This window comes from Mycobacterium xenopi (genome assembly GCF_009936235.1).
GTDB lineage: Bacteria > Actinomycetota > Actinomycetes > Mycobacteriales > Mycobacteriaceae > Mycobacterium > Mycobacterium xenopi.
In genome coordinates, this window is sequence record NZ_AP022314.1 from 526,189 (window position 1) to 544,524 (window position 18,336).

General features: G+C 66.7%; 18 protein-coding genes and 1 pseudogene. 17 read left to right on the plus strand and 2 right to left on the minus strand.

Annotation, left to right across the window (positions count from 1 at the left end; translation table 11 throughout):
- Nucleotides 1-126: 126 nt before the first annotated feature.
- The 17 genes and pseudogenes from ftsH (at nucleotide 127) to MYXE_RS02280 (ending at nucleotide 16,652) form a co-directional block, all read left to right on the plus strand.
- A pseudogene (ftsH, locus tag MYXE_RS02200) lies at nucleotides 127-2,456 on the plus strand (ATP-dependent zinc metalloprotease FtsH).
- 15 nt (nucleotides 2,457-2,471) lie between these two features.
- Nucleotides 2,472-3,080, plus strand: a complete 609-nt coding sequence (folE, locus tag MYXE_RS02205) for a GTP cyclohydrolase I FolE (protein ID WP_039890633.1) — start codon at nucleotides 2,472-2,474, stop codon at nucleotides 3,078-3,080.
- A 20-nt stretch (nucleotides 3,081-3,100) separates the two neighbouring features.
- Nucleotides 3,101-3,910, plus strand: coding sequence for a dihydropteroate synthase (gene folP / locus MYXE_RS02210; RefSeq protein WP_112650063.1), 810 nt, complete (start codon nucleotides 3,101-3,103; stop codon nucleotides 3,908-3,910).
- Nucleotides 3,903-4,304 (plus strand): dihydroneopterin aldolase, encoded by a 402-nt coding sequence (gene folB, locus MYXE_RS02215; RefSeq protein ID WP_003921682.1) that lies wholly within the window; start codon nucleotides 3,903-3,905, stop codon nucleotides 4,302-4,304. The genes folP and folB overlap by 8 nt, the downstream gene beginning before the upstream one ends.
- Nucleotides 4,301-4,831 carry a 2-amino-4-hydroxy-6-hydroxymethyldihydropteridine diphosphokinase gene (gene folK / locus MYXE_RS02220; protein ID WP_003921684.1) on the plus strand — a complete coding sequence of 177 codons (531 nt, stop codon included), beginning with the start codon at nucleotides 4,301-4,303 and terminating at the stop codon, nucleotides 4,829-4,831. The genes folB and folK overlap by 4 nt, the downstream gene beginning before the upstream one ends.
- The gene (locus MYXE_RS02225) at nucleotides 4,831-5,307 is read left to right on the plus strand and encodes a DUF3180 domain-containing protein (protein WP_003921686.1); all 477 of its coding nucleotides are present in this window, start codon (nucleotides 4,831-4,833) and stop codon (nucleotides 5,305-5,307) included. Before folK ends, MYXE_RS02225 begins: the two co-directional genes overlap by 1 nt.
- Nucleotides 5,308-5,383: 76 nt before the next feature.
- Entirely contained in the window at nucleotides 5,384-6,823 is a 1,440-nt protein-coding gene (locus MYXE_RS02230; RefSeq protein WP_085196481.1) for a DUF6779 domain-containing protein, read from the plus strand.
- Nucleotides 6,824-6,933: 110 nt separating this feature from the next.
- On the plus strand, nucleotides 6,934-7,845 hold the full coding sequence (locus tag MYXE_RS02235; protein ID WP_085196479.1) for a Rossmann-like and DUF2520 domain-containing protein: 912 nt from the start codon (nucleotides 6,934-6,936) through the stop codon (nucleotides 7,843-7,845).
- Nucleotides 7,845-8,783, plus strand: coding sequence for a pantoate--beta-alanine ligase (panC, locus tag MYXE_RS02240; protein ID WP_085196477.1), 939 nt, complete (start codon nucleotides 7,845-7,847; stop codon nucleotides 8,781-8,783). The genes MYXE_RS02235 and panC overlap by 1 nt, the downstream gene beginning before the upstream one ends.
- Nucleotides 8,783-9,190, plus strand: a complete 408-nt coding sequence (panD, locus tag MYXE_RS02245; RefSeq protein ID WP_085196475.1) for an aspartate 1-decarboxylase — start codon at nucleotides 8,783-8,785, stop codon at nucleotides 9,188-9,190. Before panC ends, panD begins: the two co-directional genes overlap by 1 nt.
- Nucleotides 9,191-9,192: 2 nt before the next feature.
- Nucleotides 9,193-10,008 carry a type III pantothenate kinase gene (locus tag MYXE_RS02250; protein ID WP_003921694.1) on the plus strand — a complete coding sequence of 272 codons (816 nt, stop codon included), beginning with the start codon at nucleotides 9,193-9,195 and terminating at the stop codon, nucleotides 10,006-10,008.
- Between the two features lie 125 nt (nucleotides 10,009-10,133).
- Nucleotides 10,134-11,639 carry a lysine--tRNA ligase gene (gene lysS / locus MYXE_RS02255; protein WP_085196473.1) on the plus strand — a complete coding sequence of 502 codons (1,506 nt, stop codon included), beginning with the start codon at nucleotides 10,134-10,136 and terminating at the stop codon, nucleotides 11,637-11,639.
- Between the two features lie 125 nt (nucleotides 11,640-11,764).
- Nucleotides 11,765-12,103: a histone-like nucleoid-structuring protein Lsr2 gene (gene lsr2 / locus MYXE_RS02260; protein WP_003921698.1), complete on the plus strand. Its 339-nt coding sequence runs from the start codon at nucleotides 11,765-11,767 to the stop codon at nucleotides 12,101-12,103.
- Between the two features lie 254 nt (nucleotides 12,104-12,357).
- A complete protein-coding gene (gene clpC1, locus MYXE_RS02265; RefSeq protein ID WP_003921700.1) occupies nucleotides 12,358-14,910 on the plus strand; it encodes an ATP-dependent protease ATP-binding subunit ClpC in 2,553 nt (850 codons plus the stop codon).
- Between the two features lie 172 nt (nucleotides 14,911-15,082).
- Nucleotides 15,083-15,298 (plus strand): CbtB domain-containing protein, encoded by a 216-nt coding sequence (locus MYXE_RS02270; protein ID WP_085196471.1) that lies wholly within the window; start codon nucleotides 15,083-15,085, stop codon nucleotides 15,296-15,298.
- Between the two features lie 8 nt (nucleotides 15,299-15,306).
- The gene (locus MYXE_RS02275; protein ID WP_085196468.1) at nucleotides 15,307-16,098 is read left to right on the plus strand and encodes a CbtA family protein; all 792 of its coding nucleotides are present in this window, start codon (nucleotides 15,307-15,309) and stop codon (nucleotides 16,096-16,098) included.
- On the plus strand, nucleotides 16,095-16,652 hold the full coding sequence (locus tag MYXE_RS02280) for a histidine phosphatase family protein (RefSeq protein WP_085196466.1): 558 nt from the start codon (nucleotides 16,095-16,097) through the stop codon (nucleotides 16,650-16,652). The genes MYXE_RS02275 and MYXE_RS02280 overlap by 4 nt, the downstream gene beginning before the upstream one ends.
- A gap of 17 nt (nucleotides 16,653-16,669) precedes the next feature.
- Here the strand turns inward: MYXE_RS02280 and MYXE_RS02285 are convergent, their stop codons facing one another.
- The gene (locus MYXE_RS02285; protein ID WP_085196463.1) at nucleotides 16,670-18,037 is read right to left on the minus strand and encodes a serine hydrolase; all 1,368 of its coding nucleotides are present in this window, start codon (nucleotides 18,035-18,037) and stop codon (nucleotides 16,670-16,672) included.
- On the minus strand, nucleotides 18,012-18,329 hold the full coding sequence (gene mhuD / locus MYXE_RS02290; RefSeq protein ID WP_048891088.1) for a mycobilin-forming heme oxygenase MhuD: 318 nt from the start codon (nucleotides 18,327-18,329) through the stop codon (nucleotides 18,012-18,014). The genes MYXE_RS02285 and mhuD overlap by 26 nt, the downstream gene beginning before the upstream one ends.
- Nucleotides 18,330-18,336: the final 7 nt, after the last annotated feature.

An 18,336-nucleotide genomic window follows, 5' to 3' on the forward strand; every position in this document is an offset into this window, starting at 1 on the left:
TTAGACGGCGCCGATGCGGGCCTCATGGGGGCCTGCTGACGAGCCGGGCAATTAGGCGTAGCGGTAACCTGAACTTTCCAGCTGCGCGTATCGGGGAAGGACCTGGCCGACTACGGCCGATGCTTGATGAACCGGAAAAACGTGATCCGCACACTCACGGCGATCGCCGTCGTGTTGTTGCTTGGCTGGTCGTTCTTCTACTTCAGCGACGACACCCGAGGGTACAAGCCCGTCGACACCTCGGTGGCGATGGCGCAGATCAAAGCCGACAACGTCAAAAGTGCGCAGATCGACGACCGCGAGCAGCAGCTGCGGTTGACCCTGAAGAGCCCTAACAGCGACACCAACGGCTCCGACAAGGTCATCACCAAGTACCCCAGCGGCTACGCTGTCCCGCTTTTCGACGCGTTGAACAGCAAGAATGCCCAGGTCAGCACTGTCGTCAACCAGGGCAACATCTTGGGATCGCTGCTGATCTACGTGTTGCCGCTGCTGCTGTTGGTCGGGTTGTTCATGATGTTCTCCCGCATGCAGGGCGGCGCGCGGATGGGTTTCGGCTTCGGCAAATCCCGGGCCAAGCAGCTATCCAAGGACATGCCCAAGACCACCTTCGCCGACGTCGCCGGTGTCGACGAGGCGGTCGAGGAGCTTTACGAGATCAAAGACTTTCTGCAGAACCCCGGGCGGTATCAGGCACTGGGGGCCAAGATCCCCAAGGGCGTGTTGCTTTACGGCCCGCCGGGAACCGGTAAGACGCTGCTGGCCCGGGCGGTCGCGGGCGAGGCCGGGGTGCCGTTCTTCACGATCTCCGGCTCCGACTTCGTCGAGATGTTCGTCGGTGTGGGGGCCTCGCGAGTGCGCGACCTGTTCGACCAGGCCAAGCAAAACAGCCCGTGCATCATCTTCGTCGACGAGATCGACGCGGTCGGACGCCAGCGCGGCGCCGGCCTAGGCGGCGGCCATGACGAGCGGGAGCAGACCCTGAACCAGCTACTGGTCGAGATGGATGGCTTCGACCCGCGCGCCGGTGTCATCTTGATCGCCGCGACCAACCGGCCCGACATTCTCGACCCCGCGCTGCTGCGGCCCGGCCGTTTCGACCGCCAGATTCCGGTGACCAACCCAGACCTCAACGGGCGCAAGGCAATTCTGCGAGTGCATGCCAAGGGCAAGCCCATGGCCCCCGACGCCGACCTCGACGCGCTGGCCAAGCGGACGGTCGGCATGACCGGCGCCGATCTGGCCAATGTCATCAACGAGGCGGCGCTGCTGACCGCACGCGAGAACGGCACCGTCATCACTGGCGCCGCGCTGGAGGAGGCGGTGGACCGGGTGATCGGCGGGCCGCGGCGCAAGGGCCGGGTGATCAGCGAGCAAGAGAAGAAGATCACCGCCTACCACGAGGGCGGGCACGCGCTGGCCGCGTGGGCGATGCCCGACATCGAGCCGATATATAAGGTGACGATCCTGGCCCGTGGGCGCACCGGCGGTCATGCGGTGGCGGTCCCGGAGGAAGACAAGGGGTTGCGCACCCGCTCGGAGATGATCTCGCAACTGGTGTTCGCGATGGGCGGTCGCGCGGCCGAGGAGCTGGTGTTTCGCGAACCGACCACGGGCGCGGTGTCCGACATCGAGCAGGCCACCAAAATTGCCCGGGCCATGGTCACCGAATTCGGGATGAGTTCCAAGCTCGGCGCCGTGAAATACGGCACCGAACACGGTGACCCGTTCCTGGGCCGCACGATAGGCACGCAGCCTGACTATTCACACGAGGTGGCGCGCGACATCGACGAAGAAATCCGCAAGCTCATCGAGGCCGCACACACCGAGGCCTGGGAGATCCTGACCGAATACCGCGACGTGCTCGACACGCTGGCCGGTGAGCTGCTGGAGAAGGAAACCCTGCACCGCCCCGAGCTGGAAGCGATATTTGCCGACGTCGAAAAGCGGCCCCGGCTCACCATGTTCGACGACTTCGGGGGCCGCATCCCCTCGGACAAGCCGCCGATCAAGACTCCCGGCGAGTTGGCCAAAGAGCGCGGTGAGCCGTGGCCGCCGCCGGTGCCCGAACCCGCGTTCAAAGCGGCGATCGCACGAGCCAGCGCCGAGGCGGCGGAGGCCGAGCGCGAGCGAAACACCAACGGCGCCAACGGTGCACCGGCAGCCCAGGGGCGGGCGACGGCCGGGGTGCTCCACCGCGGCGCCCCACTCAGCCCGACTACGGCGCCCCGGCGGGCTGGCGCGCCCCCGGGTGGCCGCCGCAGCAGCCGAATTACTGGTATCCGCCGCCGTCGTCGCCGCCCCAGTCGTCGTACCGGCCACCACCACCGCAGAACTATCCGCGTCAGCCCTACCCGCAGGGTCCGGCGCCCGGTGACCCACCGCCACCGGCCGACAAGTCCCCGGACGAGCAGGGGCAGCGCGCGGGCCGGCCCAATCCGCCGGCCCACGGCTGACACACGGAGGCTTCGATGGCGCAGCCAAATCCCCGTACTCGCACGCTACGCATGCCGGTGTTCGACCAGGCCCGAGTTGAGGCCGCGGTCCGAGAACTGTTGTATGCGATCGGCGAGGACCCGGACCGGCACGGCCTGGAGGACACGCCGGCCCGGGTCGCGCGCACCTACCGCGAGATGTTCGCCGGGCTCTACACCGATCCCGACACCGTGTTGAACACGACGTTCGACGAGCAACACGACGAGTTGGTGATGGTCAAGGACATCCCGCTGTACTCGACGTGCGAGCACCACCTGGTGGCCTTCCACGGTGTGGCACATGTCGGCTACATCCCCGGCGACGACGGGCGGGTGACCGGTCTGTCGAAGATCGCGCGGTTGGTCGACCTCTACGCCAGGCGGCCCCAGGTGCAGGAGCGGCTCACCGGCCAGATCGCCGACGCCCTGATGCGCAAACTCGATCCGCGCGGTGTCATTGTCGTCGTCGAGGCCGAACACCTGTGCATGGCGATGCGCGGGGTGCGCAAGCCCGGAGCGGTCACCACCACGTCGGCGGTGCGGGGACAGTTCAAGACCGACGCCGCGTCTCGAGCCGAAGCGCTCGAGCTCATCTTGCGCAAGTGACCACCACGCGCGTGCAGGTAATGGGCGTGGTGAACGTCACCGACGACTCGTTCTCGGACGGCGGGCGCTACCTGGACCCTGACCGCGCCGTCGAACACGGGCTGCGGTTGGCCGCCGAGGGTGCGGCCATCATCGACGTCGGCGGCGAATCCACCCGACCAGGAGCGGTGCGCATCGAGCCGCAGGTGGAAACCGCCCGAGTGGTTCCTGTCGTCAAACAGCTTGCCGCGCAAGGGGTTACGGTCAGCATCGACACGATCCGCGCCGGGGTGGCGCGCGCGGCGCTCGAGAGCGGCGCCCGGATCGTCAACGACGTCTCCGGTGGGCGCGCCGACCCAGCGATGGCGCCGCTGCTAGCCGACGCGAAAGTGCCGTGGGTATTGATGCACTGGCGCTCGGTGTCGGCCGAGCACCCGCACCGGGTGCCGCATTACCGCGACGTGGTGGCCGAAGTGCGCGCCGAACTGCTCGCCAGCGTCGATCACGCGGTCGCCGCCGGGGTGGACGCGGCCAAACTGATCATCGACCCGGGTCTGGGATTCGCCAAAACCGCACAACACAATTGGGCACTGCTGCATGCATTGCCGCAATTCGTCGCGACCGGTATCCCGGTGCTGGTCGGGGCATCGCGCAAGCAGTTTCTCGGTGCGCTGCTGGCCGACGCTGACGGGACGTTGCGCCCACCCGACGGACGCGAGACCGCGACCGCGGTGATCTCCGCGCTGGCCGCCCTGCACGGCGTGTGGGGGGTACGCGTGCACGACGTGCGAGCCAGTGTCGACGCGCTGAAGGTCGTCGAGGCCTGGAATCAGGGCGGAACCAATGGCTGATCGAATCGAATTGCGCGGCTTGAGGGTTCGTGGCCGACACGGTGTCTACGAGCACGAGCGCGCCGACGGCCAGGACTTCGTCGTCGATATCACCGTGTGGATCGACCTGGCCGACGCCGCCGCCAGCGACGACCTGTCCGACACCTACGACTACGGCGTGCTGGCCCAGCGGGCGAGCGACATCGTCGCCGGCCCGCCGCGCAAGCTGATCGAAACGGTCGCCGGTGAGATCGCCGACGACGTCATGAAAGACACCCGGGTGCATGCCGTCGAAGTAGTGGTGCACAAGCCGAGCGCCCCCATCCCGCAGACGTTCGCCGACGTGGCGGTGGTGGCAAGGCGGTCGCGTCGCGGCGGGCGCGGATCGGTGGTACCGGCCGGAGGTGTGCCATGACCCGCGTCGTGTTGTCGATCGGGTCCAACCTGGGCGACCGGCTGGCGCGGCTGCAGTCGGTCGTGGACGGGCTGGGCGGGTCGGTGCGGGCCGTCTCTCCCGTCTACGAGACCGACCCGTGGGGCGGTGTGGATCAGGGCCCGTTCCTCAACGCGGTGCTGATCGCCGACGACCCGGCGTGTGACGGCCACGGCTGGCTGCGCCGGGCCCAGGCGTTGGAGCGGGCGGCCGATCGCACGCGCGGCCAGCGGTGGGGTCCGCGCACTCTCGACGTGGACCTGATCGCCTGCTACGACGACGGCGACGAGGTGCTGTCCCGCGACGACGGCTTGACCCTGCCGCACCCGCTGGCCCATCTGCGGGCGTTCGTGATGGTCCCGTGGCTGGCGATCGACCCGGACGCCGAGCTGACCGTGGCCGGAAAGAAGCGACCCGTGGCCCGGTTGCTGGCCGAGCTGGAACCCGCCGATCGTAGCGGTGTGCGACGGACGGATTTGGTGCTCACGACCCGGGTGTCGGGATGCTGATGGGACCGACGCGCAAACGGGACCTGACGGCCGCGGTGATCGCCGCCGCGGTGGTCGGTTACCTGCTGGTGGTGCTGCTGTACCGATGGTTTCCGCCGATCACGGTGTGGACGGGCGTGTCGCTGCTCGCGCTCGCCACCGCCGAGGCGGCGTGGGGCCGGTATGTGCGGGCCAAGATCAACGACGGCGAGATCGGCGACGGGCCCGGCTGGCTACATCCGCTGGCGGTGGCTCGCAGCGTGATGATCGCCAAGGCCTCGGCGTGGGTGGGCGCCGTGGTGCTCGGCTGGTGGATCGGGGTGCTGGTGTACCTGTTGCCGCGGCGCTCGACGCTGCGGGTCGCCGGTGAGGACACCACCGGCGCCGTGGTCGCGGCCGCCTGCGCACTGGCTCTGCTCGTCGCCGCGCTGTGGCTGCAGCATTGCTGCAGATCTCCGAGCGATCCCACCAGAAGGGGCGAGGGCACCGAAAGCTGACCGCTAATCGGCCCGCTTGAGAATCGCCGGTCCGCGACCGACACGCGCATTGACCTCGGCCCGGTACAGTCAGGCCATGACCGTTCTGTCCCGCGGCGCCCGGGCACGGCGCGGCGGCCGCAGGCCGGGTTGGCTGCTGTTGACGGCGTTGCTGGTCCTCGCCATCGGGGCCAGTTCCGCGCTGGTGTTCACCAACCGGGTGGAACTCCTCAAGCTCGCGGTGATCCTGGCCCTGTGGGCCGCCGTCGTGGCGGCCTTCGTGTCGGTGATTTACCGCCGGCAAAGCGACGTGGATCAGGCGCGGGTACGCGACCTCAAGCTGGTCTACGACCTGCAGTTGGATCGGGAAATCTCGGCACGCCGCGAATACGAGTTGACCGTGGAATCGCAGCTGCGGCGCGAGTTGGCCTCCGAACTACGTGCCCAGGCTGCCGACGAGGTGGCGGCACTGCGGGCCGAATTGGCGGCGCTGCGCACCAACTTGGAGATCTTGTTCGACGCCGAGCTCAGTCACCGGCCCGCGCTTGAGACCGAACGCACCACGGTGCGCAGCTACAGCGAGTGGGAGCGGCAGGACGAGAATCCTCGCGACCGGTTCGACCGGGTGACTTCGCTGCGGCCAGAAGAAGCAGCCAGCCGAAGCGAAGACCGCTCGATCATCGACGTGCCGGAGGAACCGCTGCTGCCGCCTCGGCCCGCAGCACCGGAGCCCGCCCCCGAACCGTATCCGTCCGCCGCGTCCTCCCAGGCCGGGGAGCGTGGGGGTTCGCCCTGGCGGCAAACAGAAGAAACAGGAGACAGCCCCTGGTCGCCGCGGGCGCGACAACCAGAGCAGCGTGAATGGTCCTCTGCCCAAGAGCGCTTCGCAGCCCAGCCGCAGGGACCTGCCCAGCGGCCACACGCGGTGCCGCCACCGTATCAGTCCCGGTTCGGCGAAACCGGGAACGTCGCGCCACAGCCCGAACCCGAGCCGCCGCGCCGCGACTGGCATGCCGCGCCCACTGAAACACCTCAGCGTGAACCAGCCAGCCAGTGGCAGCCGAGCGGCGCCGAGGACCACTGGGCGACCCCGAGAACACCCGGAAGCGCCTGGGTTACCGACCGTCGCGACCATCCCGATGTCGCGGGCGTAACGGGCAACGCCGCAAACGGTTCCACCGCCGCCAGCCAGCCCGCCCCCGAGGTGCCGCGCCCCGGCCGGCACGCCCGGCCAGCCGAGCCGCCGGTCATGCCGCGCGGCGGGACCGCCATGAGCTGGGGTTACGGCGAGAGCAGCCAGCGGCCCCGCCACTCAGCGGACCACGGCGCCCCCGCGGCTTCGCCGGTGCCGTCCGCGCCGCCACCTGAGTCCCCGCTGCAGGCCGCGTCGACCATGTCGGCGCCGTCCGAGCCCACGGCCCGGCACCGCAGCGCGGACACGGCGGGCCCATCGTCGGGTACGCAATCAGTCGCCGAGCTGCTGGCACGGTTGCAGGCCGAGCCCACCGGTGGCCGGCGTCGGCGGCGCGAAGAGTGACCAGGCCCACTGCGCGGCCGCGTCGCCTCCGGGTAGAGTCTTAGCGACCGTCCGGTACCCGCGTCGCGGGACTGGAACGAACCAACAGACGTGCGAGGTCCCTTTCTGCGATGGTGCAGTTCGACGGATTGCGCCCGGCTCGGCTCAAGGTGGGGATCATCTCAGCCGGCCGGGTGGGCACCGCGTTGGGAGTCGCGCTGGAACGCGCCGACCATGTCGTGGTGGCCTGCAGCGCCATTTCCCAAGCGTCGCGGCAACGCGCCAAGTCCCGCCTGCCCGACACCCCGGTGTTGCCGGTACCCGATGTCGCGAACAGCGCGGAACTGTTGCTGCTGGCGGTGACCGACACCGAGCTCGCCAGCTTGGTGGCCGGTCTGGCCGCCACGTCGGCGGTGCGGCCGGGAACCATCGTGGTACACACCTCAGGCGCCAATGGCCTGGGCGTTCTGGCACCGCTGGCCCGCCAGGACTGCATACCGTTGGCCATCCACCCCGCGATGACGTTCACCGGCGCCGACGAGGACATCGCCCGGTTGGCGGACACCTGCTTCGGCATCACCGCAGCCGACGACGTCGGATACGCGATCGGCCAGTCGCTGGTCTGGGAGATGGGCGGGGAGCCGTTCCTGGTCCGCGACGAGGCCCGGACGCTGTATCACGCCGCGCTCGCTCACGGCAGCAACCACCTGGTCACCGTGCTCGCGGACGCGCTGCAGGCGTTGCGGGCCGCGCTGTCTGGGCCTGGCCTGGTGGACCAGCAGACGGTCGACGACCGGCCGGGTGGGATCGCCGAACGAATCATCGGGCCGATGGCCCGCGCTGCGCTGGAAAACACGCTGGAACAGGGTCAGTCCGCGCTCACCGGACCGGTAGCCCGCGGCGACGCAGCCGCCGTCGCCGAACATCTGGCCGCACTGGCCGATGTCGCGCCGGAGCTGGCCGAGGCTTACCGCGCCAATGCGCTGCGCACCGCGCATCGTGCACACGCCCCCGACGACGTCGTAGAGGTGCTGACGCGGTGATGCCCAACAACGCGCCGAAGTTCAACGTCGGCGAGCTGAACGTGTACTCGACACCACGCGACGTCAGCCACGTCAGCCGCGCGCTACGACACACCGGCCGGCGAGTGATGCTGGTGCCGACCATGGGCGCGCTGCACGACGGGCACCTGGCCCTGGTCCGCGCCGCCAAACGGGTGCCCGGCTCGGTCGTGGTCGTCTCGATCTTCGTCAACCCGTTGCAGTTCGGCGTGGGCGAAGATCTCGACTCCTACCCGCGGACCATCGACGACGACCTGGCGCTGCTACGCGCCGAAGGCGTCGAAGTGGCCTTCACCCCGAGCATCGCGGCCATGTACCCCGATGGTCCGCGCACCGCGGTGCACCCGGGTCCTTTGGGTGCCGAGCTTGAAGGTGCTGCTCGCCCAACGCATTTCGCCGGTGTGCTGACCGCGGTGCTCAAGCTGCTGCAGATTGTGCAGCCGGATCGGGTGTTTTTCGGCGAGAAGGACTATCAGCAGCTGGTGCTGGTGCGGCAGATGGCGGCAGACCTGCACCTCGACGTGCAGGTGGTCGGCGTGCCTATCGTGCGCGAACCCGACGGCCTGGCCATGTCGTCACGCAACCGCTACCTCGACCCCGCGCAGCGCGAGGCGGCGGCGACGCTGTCGGCGGCGCTGCTGGCGGGCAGGCACGCCGCCTCGGCGGGTGCGAGCGCGGCGGTGGACGCCGCCCGCGCCGTGCTCGATGCGGTCCCCGCGATCGACGTCGACTATTTGCAGGTGCGAGACCCCGCGCTGGGCCCTGCCCCCACGCATGGCCCCGCCCGGCTCCTCGTCGCGGCCCGGGTCGGCAAGACCAGACTCCTGGACAACGTCGCCATCGAAATCGGAACTCTCACCGGCAGCAACGGACGGGTGCCCGCCGGCGATCGGGTCAGCGAATCACGTTGGAGGAATTGATGTTACGGACCATGCTCAAATCTAAGATTCATCGCGCGACGGTCACCCAAGCCGATTTGCACTACGTCGGCTCGGTGACCATCGACGCCGACCTGATGGACGCCGCCGACCTGCTCGAGGGCGAGCAGGTCACGATCGTCGACATCGACAACGGCGCCCGGCTCGTCACCTACGCGATCACCGGGGAGCGCGGCAGCGGAGTTATCGGAATCAACGGCGCCGCAGCCCATCTCGTGCATCCCGGTGATTTGGTGATCCTCATCGCCTACGCGACCATGGACGACGCGGAGGCCCGCAGCTACCAGCCGCGGATCGTCTTCGTCGATGAGCGCAACCGGGCGATCGACCTAGGGCACGACCCGGCTTTCGTGCCCGCCGACGCATCCGAGCTTCTGTCCCCGCGGTAACCGTGCTCCTCGCAATCGACGTCCGCAACACCCACACCGTTGTCGGATTGATCTCCGGGTCCAAGGACAACGCAAAGGTCGTGCAGCAGTGGCGAATTCGCACCGAATCCGAGATTACCGCTGACGAACTCGCACTGACGATCGACGGACTGATCGGCGAAGACTCCGACCGGCTCACCGGCGCGGCCGCCCTGTCCACTGTTCCCTCGGTGCTGCACGAAGTCCGGATCATGCTCGACCAGTACTGGCCGTCGGTACCGCATGTGCTGATCGAGCCCGGCGTACGCACCGGCATCCCGTTGCTGGTAGACAATCCAAAAGAAGTCGGCGCAGATCGGATCGTCAACTGCTTGGCGGCTTTTCATAAATTCGGTACCGCCGCGATCGTCGTCGATTTCGGATCCTCGATCTGTGTGGATGTGGTGTCGGCCAAAGGCGAATTCCTGGGTGGCGCGATAGCACCGGGCGTGCAACTGTCGTCGGATGCCGCCGCCGCCCGATCCGCCGCGTTGCGCCGTGTCGAGCTGGCCCGCCCGCGTTCTGTGGTTGGCAAGAACACCGTCGAGTGCATGCAAGCCGGAGCGGTGTTCGGATTCGCCGGCCTGGTCGACGGCCTGGTGCAGCGCATCCGCCAAGACGTGGACGGGTTCGCCGGTGACAATGTCACAGTGGTGGCCACCGGGCACACCGCGCCGCTGCTGCTGCCCGAGCTGCATACCGTCGACCACTACGACCAGCATCTGACCCTGCACGGGCTGCGGCTGGTGTTCGAACGCAACCGTGACAGCCAGCGCGGGCGACTCAAACCGGCCCGCTGAAGTCGGGGTCGCTGGCCGTCGCCGAAGCGTTGCGAAACAGAAGCCACGGTCGTATTCGGGCCCGAGATCGCGACCCTGGTTTCTGTTTCGCGGCCCGCACCGGCGCTCCTTTAAGCTGGCAGGTCGTGAGCGCCTCCGGTCATGACATCCCCGAGGACCTTCCCGAGCAATTCCGAATCCGCCGGGACAAGCGCGCTCGACTGCTGGCCCGTGGACACGATCCGTACCCGGTCGCCGTGGCACGCACCCATACTCTGGCCGAGATCCGGGCCGCTTATCCGGACCTGCCCGCCGACACCGCAACCGGCGACATCGTCGGCGTCGCAGGCCGGGTGATCTTCATCCGCAACTCCGGCAAACTGTGCTTTGCCACCCTGCAGGACGGTGACGGCACCCAGCTGCAGGCGATGATCAGCCTGGCGAAGGTGGGCCAAGACGCGCTCGACGCGTGGAAGGCCGACGTCGATATCGGCGACATCGTTTACGTGCACGGCGAAGTGATCAGCTCGCGCCGCGGGGAACTGTCCGTACTCGCCGACACCTGGCAAATGGCGTCGAAGTCGTTGCGGCCCCTGCCTGTCGCGTACAAGGAGATGAACGAAGAGTCACGGGTGCGGCAACGCTACGTCGACCTGATCGTGCGTCCGCAGGCGCGTGCAGTAGCCAGGCTGCGGGTCGCCGTCGTCCGCGCAATACGGGCCGGGCTGGAGGCGCGCGGTTTTCTCGAGGTCGAAACACCGATGTTGCAGACTCTGGCCGGCGGCGCGGCGGCCCGGCCGTTCGTTACCCACTCCAACGCCCTCGACATCGACTTATACCTGCGGATCGCGCCGGAACTGTTCCTCAAGCGCTGCGTCGTCGGGGGCTTTGACAAGGTGTTCGAACTTAATCGCGTGTTCCGAAATGAGGGAGCTGATTCCACTCATTCTCCGGAATTTTCCATGCTGGAGACCTACCAGGCGTATGGAACCTATGACGATTCGGCCGTAGTTACCCGCGAGCTTATTCAACAGGCGGCTGACGAGGCGATCGGTACAAGACAACTACCGTCGCCCGACGGCGGTGTCTATGACATCGACGGAGAATGGGCGTCGATACAAATGTATCCCTCGTTGTCGGCCGCGCTCGGCGAGGAGATCACACCGGATACGACAGTTGAGCACTTGCGCAGTATCGCCGAACGGCTTGGCGTCGAGATCAAGCATGGCTACGGGCATGGCAAGCTGGTCGAAGAATTGTGGGAGCACACCGTGGGCGCCCGTCTTACCGCGCCGACATTTGTCAAGGATTTTCCGGTCGAAACGACGCCTTTAACCCGCCAGCATCGCAGTCTCCCCGGCGTCACCGAGAAGTGGGACCTTTACCTGCGGGGGATCGAACTGGCGACCGGTTACTCCGAATTGATCGATCCCGTGGTGCAGCGGCAGCGGTTCGAAGCGCAGGCGCGCGCCGCGGCCGCGGGCGACGACGAGGCGATGAGACTCGACGAAGATTTTCTCGCAGCCCTCGAGTATGCGATGCCGCCATGCACGGGAACCGGAATGGGTATAGACCGGTTGTTGATGGCATTGACTGGACTGTCAATTAGGGAGACAGTTTTGTTTCCCATTGTTCGACCGCTGAGCAACTGAACCAGTGCGGTAGCGTTTAACTCTGGGATTGAATAAGCTGTCTTTGTATGGCAGATTAGTCCAGCGGGGACACAATCCAGGTTGCACAGTAAGTGCGCTCCGGAGATGCGGTAGAGGGTGAACTAATGGCGAAGAAAGTGACCGTCACGTTGATCGACGATTTTGACGGTGAGGCACCCGCCGATGAAACGGTCGAATTTGGGCTCGACGGGGTGACCTACGAGATTGATCTTTCGAGCAAGAATGCGGCGAAACTACGAAACGACCTGAAGCAATGGGTGGAAGCCGGCCGCCGGGTCGGCGGGCGGCGCCGGGGCCGGGCCAGCGCGGGCCGTGGCCGCGGGACCATCGACCGGGAGCAAAGCGCCGCGATCCGGGAATGGGCCCGTCGCAACGGGCGCAACGTGTCCTCTCGTGGCCGTATCCCGGCCGACATCATCGAAGCCTTCCACGCCGCCAACTGACAGCGACCACCGGCGCCCAGCCCGACGGCTGGGCGCCGGTTTGCTTTTCGCTGGTGGCGAACTGATCACCGGGGCGCGCGGGAAAGTTTTTGGCGATTTTCGCGTTGGTCTGTTGCGTCCGTGTTTCCACGCGGGAACGTGTGCTCGCGTTAGCGGCGCATAGGTAGGAACCTCGGGCAGCGGCCCATTACAGTGGATAGCAGGTACGCGATGCCACCGCTGTACCGATGGTGAGGGAGAGCAGGTAACCACCGATGTTTGAGAGATTTACCGACCGCGCCCGCAGGGTCGTCGTCCTGGCGCAAGAAGAGGCCCGGATGCTCAACCACAACTACATCGGCACCGAGCACATCCTGTTGGGCCTGATCCACGAGGGCGAAGGCGTAGCCGCAAAGTCGCTGGAGTCGCTGGGCATCTCACTGGAGGGCGTCCGCAGCCAGGTCGAGGAGATCATCGGCCAGGGCCAGCAGGCGCCGTCGGGGCACATCCCCTTCACCCCGCGGGCCAAGAAGGTGCTGGAACTCTCCCTGCGCGAAGCCTTGCAGCTGGGCCACAACTACATCGGCACCGAGCACATCCTGCTGGGCCTGATCCGCGAGGGCGAGGGTGTGGCCGCCCAGGTTCTAGTCAAGCTCGGCGCGGAGTTGACCCGCGTGCGCCAGCAGGTGATCCAGCTGCTGTCCGGCTATCAGGGCAAGGAGACCGCTGAGGCCGGCACTGGCGGTCGCGGCGGGGAGTCGGGCAGCCCGTCGACGTCGCTGGTGCTCGACCAGTTTGGCCGGAACCTGACCGCGGCGGCGATGGAGGGCAAGCTCGACCCGGTCATCGGCCGCGAGAAGGAAATCGAGCGGGTCATGCAGGTGCTGTCGCGGCGCACCAAGAACAACCCGGTGCTGATCGGCGAGCCGGGCGTCGGCAAGACCGCGGTCGTCGAGGGCTTGGCCCAGAAGATCGTGCACGGCGACGTTCCGGAGACGCTGAAGGACAAGCAGCTCTACACGCTGGACCTGGGTTCCCTGGTTGCCGGCAGCCGCTACCGCGGTGATTTCGAAGAGCGCTTGAAGAAGGTGCTGAAGGAGATCAACACCCGCGGCGACATCATCTTGTTCATCGACGAGTTGCACACACTGGTCGGTGCCGGCGCCGCCGAAGGTGCGATCGACGCCGCGTCGATCCTGAAGCCCAAGCTGGCCCGCGGCGAGTTGCAGACCATCGGCGCCACCACGCTCGACGAGTACCGCAAGTACATCGAGAAGGACGCCGCGCTGGAGCGCCGCTTCCAGCCCGTGCAGGTCGGCGAGCCGACGGTCGAGCACACCATCGAGATCCTCAAAGGCCTGCGCGACCGTTACGAGGCTCACCACCGGGTGTCGATCACCGACGGCGCGATGGTGGCCGCGGCCACCCTGGCCGACCGCTACATCAACGACCGGTTCCTGCCCGACAAGGCGATCGACCTGATCGACGAGGCCGGCGCGCGGATGCGGATCCGCCGGATGACGGCTCCGCCAGACCTGCGCGAGTTCGACGAAAAGATCGCCGAGGCGCGCCGGGAGAAGGAGTCGGCGATCGACGCGCAGGACTTCGAGAAGGCCGCCGCGCTGCGCGATCGGGAAAAGCAGCTCGTCGCACAGCGTGCTGAGCGCGAAAAGCAATGGCGTTCAGGCGATCTGGATGTGGTGGCCGAGGTCGACGACGAGCAGATCGCCGAAGTGTTGGGCAACTGGACCGGCATCCCGGTGTTCAAGCTGACCGAGGCCGAGACCACGCGCCTGTTGCGCATGGAAGAGGAACTGCACAAGCGGATCATCGGTCAGGAGGACGCCGTCAAGGCCGTCTCCAAGGCGATCCGGCGCACCCGCGCCGGGTTGAAAGACCCCAAGCGCCCGTCGGGTTCGTTCATCTTCGCCGGCCCCTCCGGGGTGGGCAAGACCGAGCTGTCCAAGGCGTTGGCGGAGTTCCTGTTCGGCGACGACGACGCGCTGATCCAGATCGACATGGGCGAATTCCACGACCGGTTCACCGCGTCGCGGCTCTTTGGCGCGCCGCCGGGCTACGTCGGCTACGAGGAGGGCGGCCAGCTGACCGAGAAGGTGCGGCGCAAGCCGTTCTCGGTGGTGCTGTTCGACGAGATCGAAAAGGCGCACCAGGAGATCTACAACAGCCTGCTGCAGGTGCTCGAGGACGGCCGGCTCACCGACGGGCAGGGCCGCACGGTCGACTTCAAGAACACCGTGCTGATCTTCACGTCCAACCTCGGTACCGCCGACATCTCCAAGCCGGTCGGGCTGGGCTTTAGCCCGGGCGGCGGGGAGAACAACTACGAGCGGATGAAGCAGAAGGTCAACGACGAGCTGAAGAAGCACTTCCGCCCGGAGTTCCTCAACCGTATCGACGACATCATCGTGTTCCACCAGCTGACGCAGGAAGAAATCATCCGGATGGTGGAGCTGATGATCAGCCGCGTTGCTGCTCAGCTCAAGAGCAAGGACATGACGCTGGAGCTGACCGACAAGGCCAAGGCGTTGCTGGCCAAGCGCGGCTTCGACCCGGTGTTGGGTGCTCGCCCGCTGCGGCGCACCATTCAGCGCGAGATCGAAGACGCGCTCTCGGAGAAGATTCTCTTCGAGGAGGTCGGCCCGGGCCAGGTCGTCACGGTCGACGTGGACAACTGGGACGGCGAGGGTCCCGGTGAGGACGCGGTATTCACGTTCACCGGAACCCGCAAGCCGGCCGAGCCGGTCGAGCCGGACCTGGCTAAGGCTGGCGCGCAGAGCGCGCCCGGGCCAGCATCGCCGACCCAGTAAGCCGCGCACGCCGGTGCGGGCCACGGTTTACACTTGCCTTCGTCAGCATTCGTTGATGGGTAACGGAACCTGGTGAGACTCCAGGACGGTCGCGCCACTGTACAAAGTCAGCCCCGCTACTCGTCAGCGGCTACCCCCCAGTGGGGCGCGAGATCCCCAGAAGGAGTCAACTGTGGCCAATCGCCAGGCAACCGGCACCCGAATCCGATCCGTCGATCTGTCCGCGGCAACCGCGGCGCTGTGGCTGGCGGGAACTGTTTTTCTGGCGTTGCTGGCCCCCTACTTCGTCGGCATTGACCAAGGCGCGGTGTCGGTGTTCGGCAACGATTCACACGTGCACGAGTTCGTCCACGACGCACGGCATCTGCTCGGATTCCCCTGCCACTGATCGCCGAGATGGAAAAGCGCCTAGTCGGCAGCGGTCTCCTAGCGGGAGCGATAGCCGGGACGCTGGCGTTCCTGCTCGCGCGCGTGATGGCTGAACCCGTTATCGGTCGGGCAATCGAATACGAGGACGGTCGCGCCGATGTGGCCTCGGCTCACGGAGTACACGATCACGGTGTCGAGTTGTTTACCCGAGCCGTGCAGGCCAATGCCGGTCTCGGTTTTGGCATGTTGATTTTCGGTGTCGCGATGGGCTCGCTGTTCGCCGTCCTGTTTTCCGTCACGTATGGTCGTGTGGGAAGCATTGGGCCGCAAGCGTTTTCGATTCTGCTGTCGATCGGGGTCTTCGTAGCGCTGTACCTGGTGCCGTTCTTGAAGTATCCGGCTAATCCGCCGGCCGTTGGTCACACAGACACCATCGGAGCGCGCACGGGCTGGTATTTGGTGATGGTGCTCTCGTCGGTGCTGCTGGCGGCGGGTGCGGCATGGCTGGCCCGCAAACTTGTGTCCCGAATTGGTGCGTGGAATGCCGGGCTGACCGCCGTGGCGGTCTACGTGCTGGCAATCGCCCTGGTCATGCTTGTGCTGCCGAATGTGGATGAGGCACCCGAACCGATGCGCGACGCATCGGGTGTGATCGTCTACCCCGGCTTTCCCGCCGACGTCTTGTACGACTTCAGGTTGGCGTCGGTGGGCATTCAGCTGGTGCTCTGGATGACCATCGGGCTGGTCTTTTCGATGTTCGCGGGCCGACTGCTGGTTGAGCGAGCCGAAGGTGGACGGGCCGCGAGTATCACGGCGTGACCGAAGTCGTGCGGCTGACCCTGGTGTCGCACGCAATGACCGATGCCATGGTGGCCGGGCGTTTTCCCGCCGACGAGCCGCTCAACGACGCGGGGCGCCGACATGCTCGAACCGCCGCGGCTGGCCTGGGCATCAATCGACAAACCCGCGAACTCTGCGGGCCTGAGCGTCGCGCGCTGCAGACCGCGCGGCTGCTGAACCTGCGGGCCGCGGTGGAGCCGCGGTTGGCCGACCTCGATTACGGCCGGTGGCGCGGCACGGCGCTCGACGACGTTTGTCCCGGCGAGTTGCAGGCGTGGCTCAGCGATCCGTGGCGGGCACCACACGGGGGTGAATCGATCGTCGTCCTGATCGACCGGGTGGCCCAATGGCTGGACTCGTTGACCGCCACGGTTTTACCGACGGTTGCGGTAACACATCCCGCGGTGATCCGGGCGGCGATTCTGGTCGCTCTCGGCGCCCCGCCCGAGTCTTTCTGGCGCCTCGACATCGCACCGCTCAGCCGCACGGTGATGCATTTCCGCGGACATGCCTGGACACTCCGGTCGAATTAGCGCTCTTCGGTGACGGGTTAGGTTGGTGCGGCCAGTAGCGCGAAGACCTGCTTGGCGATTTGGAGCATCCAGCCGGTCACGCTGGGGCCATGGTCACGCGGCCAGGTCAGCTGAAAGCTCACCACCCACGGCTGTCCGGTCTTGTCGATCGCATACCAGCTAAACGTCAAATCACCCGGCAGGCCACCGGCTTTGGCGCCGACATACGGCCAAACATGGCGGTCCAGGTCGACGCCTGGAACCGCTGCCAGGATTTCCTTGACGGGAGCGGCTTTACCAACCGCGACGGCTTGAAGCGCGGTGTGGACGCGACAGATGTCTTCGGCGCTTCCATACCATTCCGCACCGTAACCCGATGCTGGTGTGTGCGCGCGGTTCGGATCTGGTTGGTAGACACGCGAATTGGCCTGCTCAAGCAACTGTGCGCGGATTTGCGGGTTAGCCTGCTTCCACTGCTGGCGGAGGTCCGGCTTGCCCCAGCCGACCGAGAACAGCTCATACATAGTTGGAAACGGGGTCATCGCGGCCGGATCGTGGTGGCCGGCGTCGACCAGCGCCTTCTCGACTGCCCGGATGCCTACTTTCCCGATCAGCATGTCCGTGGCCATGTTGTCGCTGGTCGCGATCATCTTGTCGGCGGCAGTGCGCACCGAAACATGCGCTCCAACCGGTAATTCCAATCCCGACGACCCGACCGCCTTGCCCTTGTCGGTAACGGTCAGCTGGTCATCCCAGGACACCGTTCCCGCGTTGACCGCTTCGGCGACGGCGTAGAGCACGTACAGCTTGAAAATCGATGCCAGCGGCAGCGATTGCGCGGTGTTGGTGCCGGCGATCCGCTCGCAGCGGCCGGCGTTGACTTTGGCCGCTTGATAGGAATAGCGGGCTCCGGTCTTGCTCAACGTCGCATCGACGTCCCGCCACGAGGAGATCGTGGGGGTCTGGGTAACGAGGTCGAAGCGGTCAACCAGGGTGTCGTCGTTGGTGTGGATTTTGATGTCTTGGTGCGCGCCGTAGGAGGTGATCAAATGCAGAGTCGCAGCGCCGGCGCTGATGTCGACGCCGCCGACCGTGAAGGGCCGGTCCCACCACAGCCCTTCCATGGTGGTTTTGACCGGTTCCACCATCTGCGGTGCGGCCAGGGTACGAACCCCGACCGGGCCGATAGGCCACTGCGAGTTGAGCATGTCAACGGTCTGCTGCGCGCGCATTCCCGGCGGTGTCCGGATATCGATTCGGACGCCCGGGTCCGCGGCGTTCGCCGGTGCAGCGGGTGGAGGGGTGCATCCGGGGGCGAGGGCGGCGGTTAGCGTGGCCGCAGCAGTCAATGCCACGACGCGCTGCCGCGCTCGGCCGGCGCTAGGCCGTCGGGCGGTTTGCGGCAACGTCCAGCACAACCTCGAATTCCAGTAGCGATGCGCCGGTCGCTACCGGGTTGGCCCGGTGGCCGGCATGCGCCTCGATGGCAGGTCCCGTCGCCCATGCCTGGAAAGCTTCGTCGGATTCCCAATGCGTCACCACGAAGTAGCGGTCCTCGCCCTTGACCGGACGCAGCAGCTGGAAGCCGAGGAAGCCCGGCTGGTTCTCCACCGCGTGCGCACGATGCGCGAACCGCTTTTCCAGTTCGGGACCCGCGTTCGGGGGCACCTCGATTGCGTTGATCTTCACCACTGGCATGCCGCTA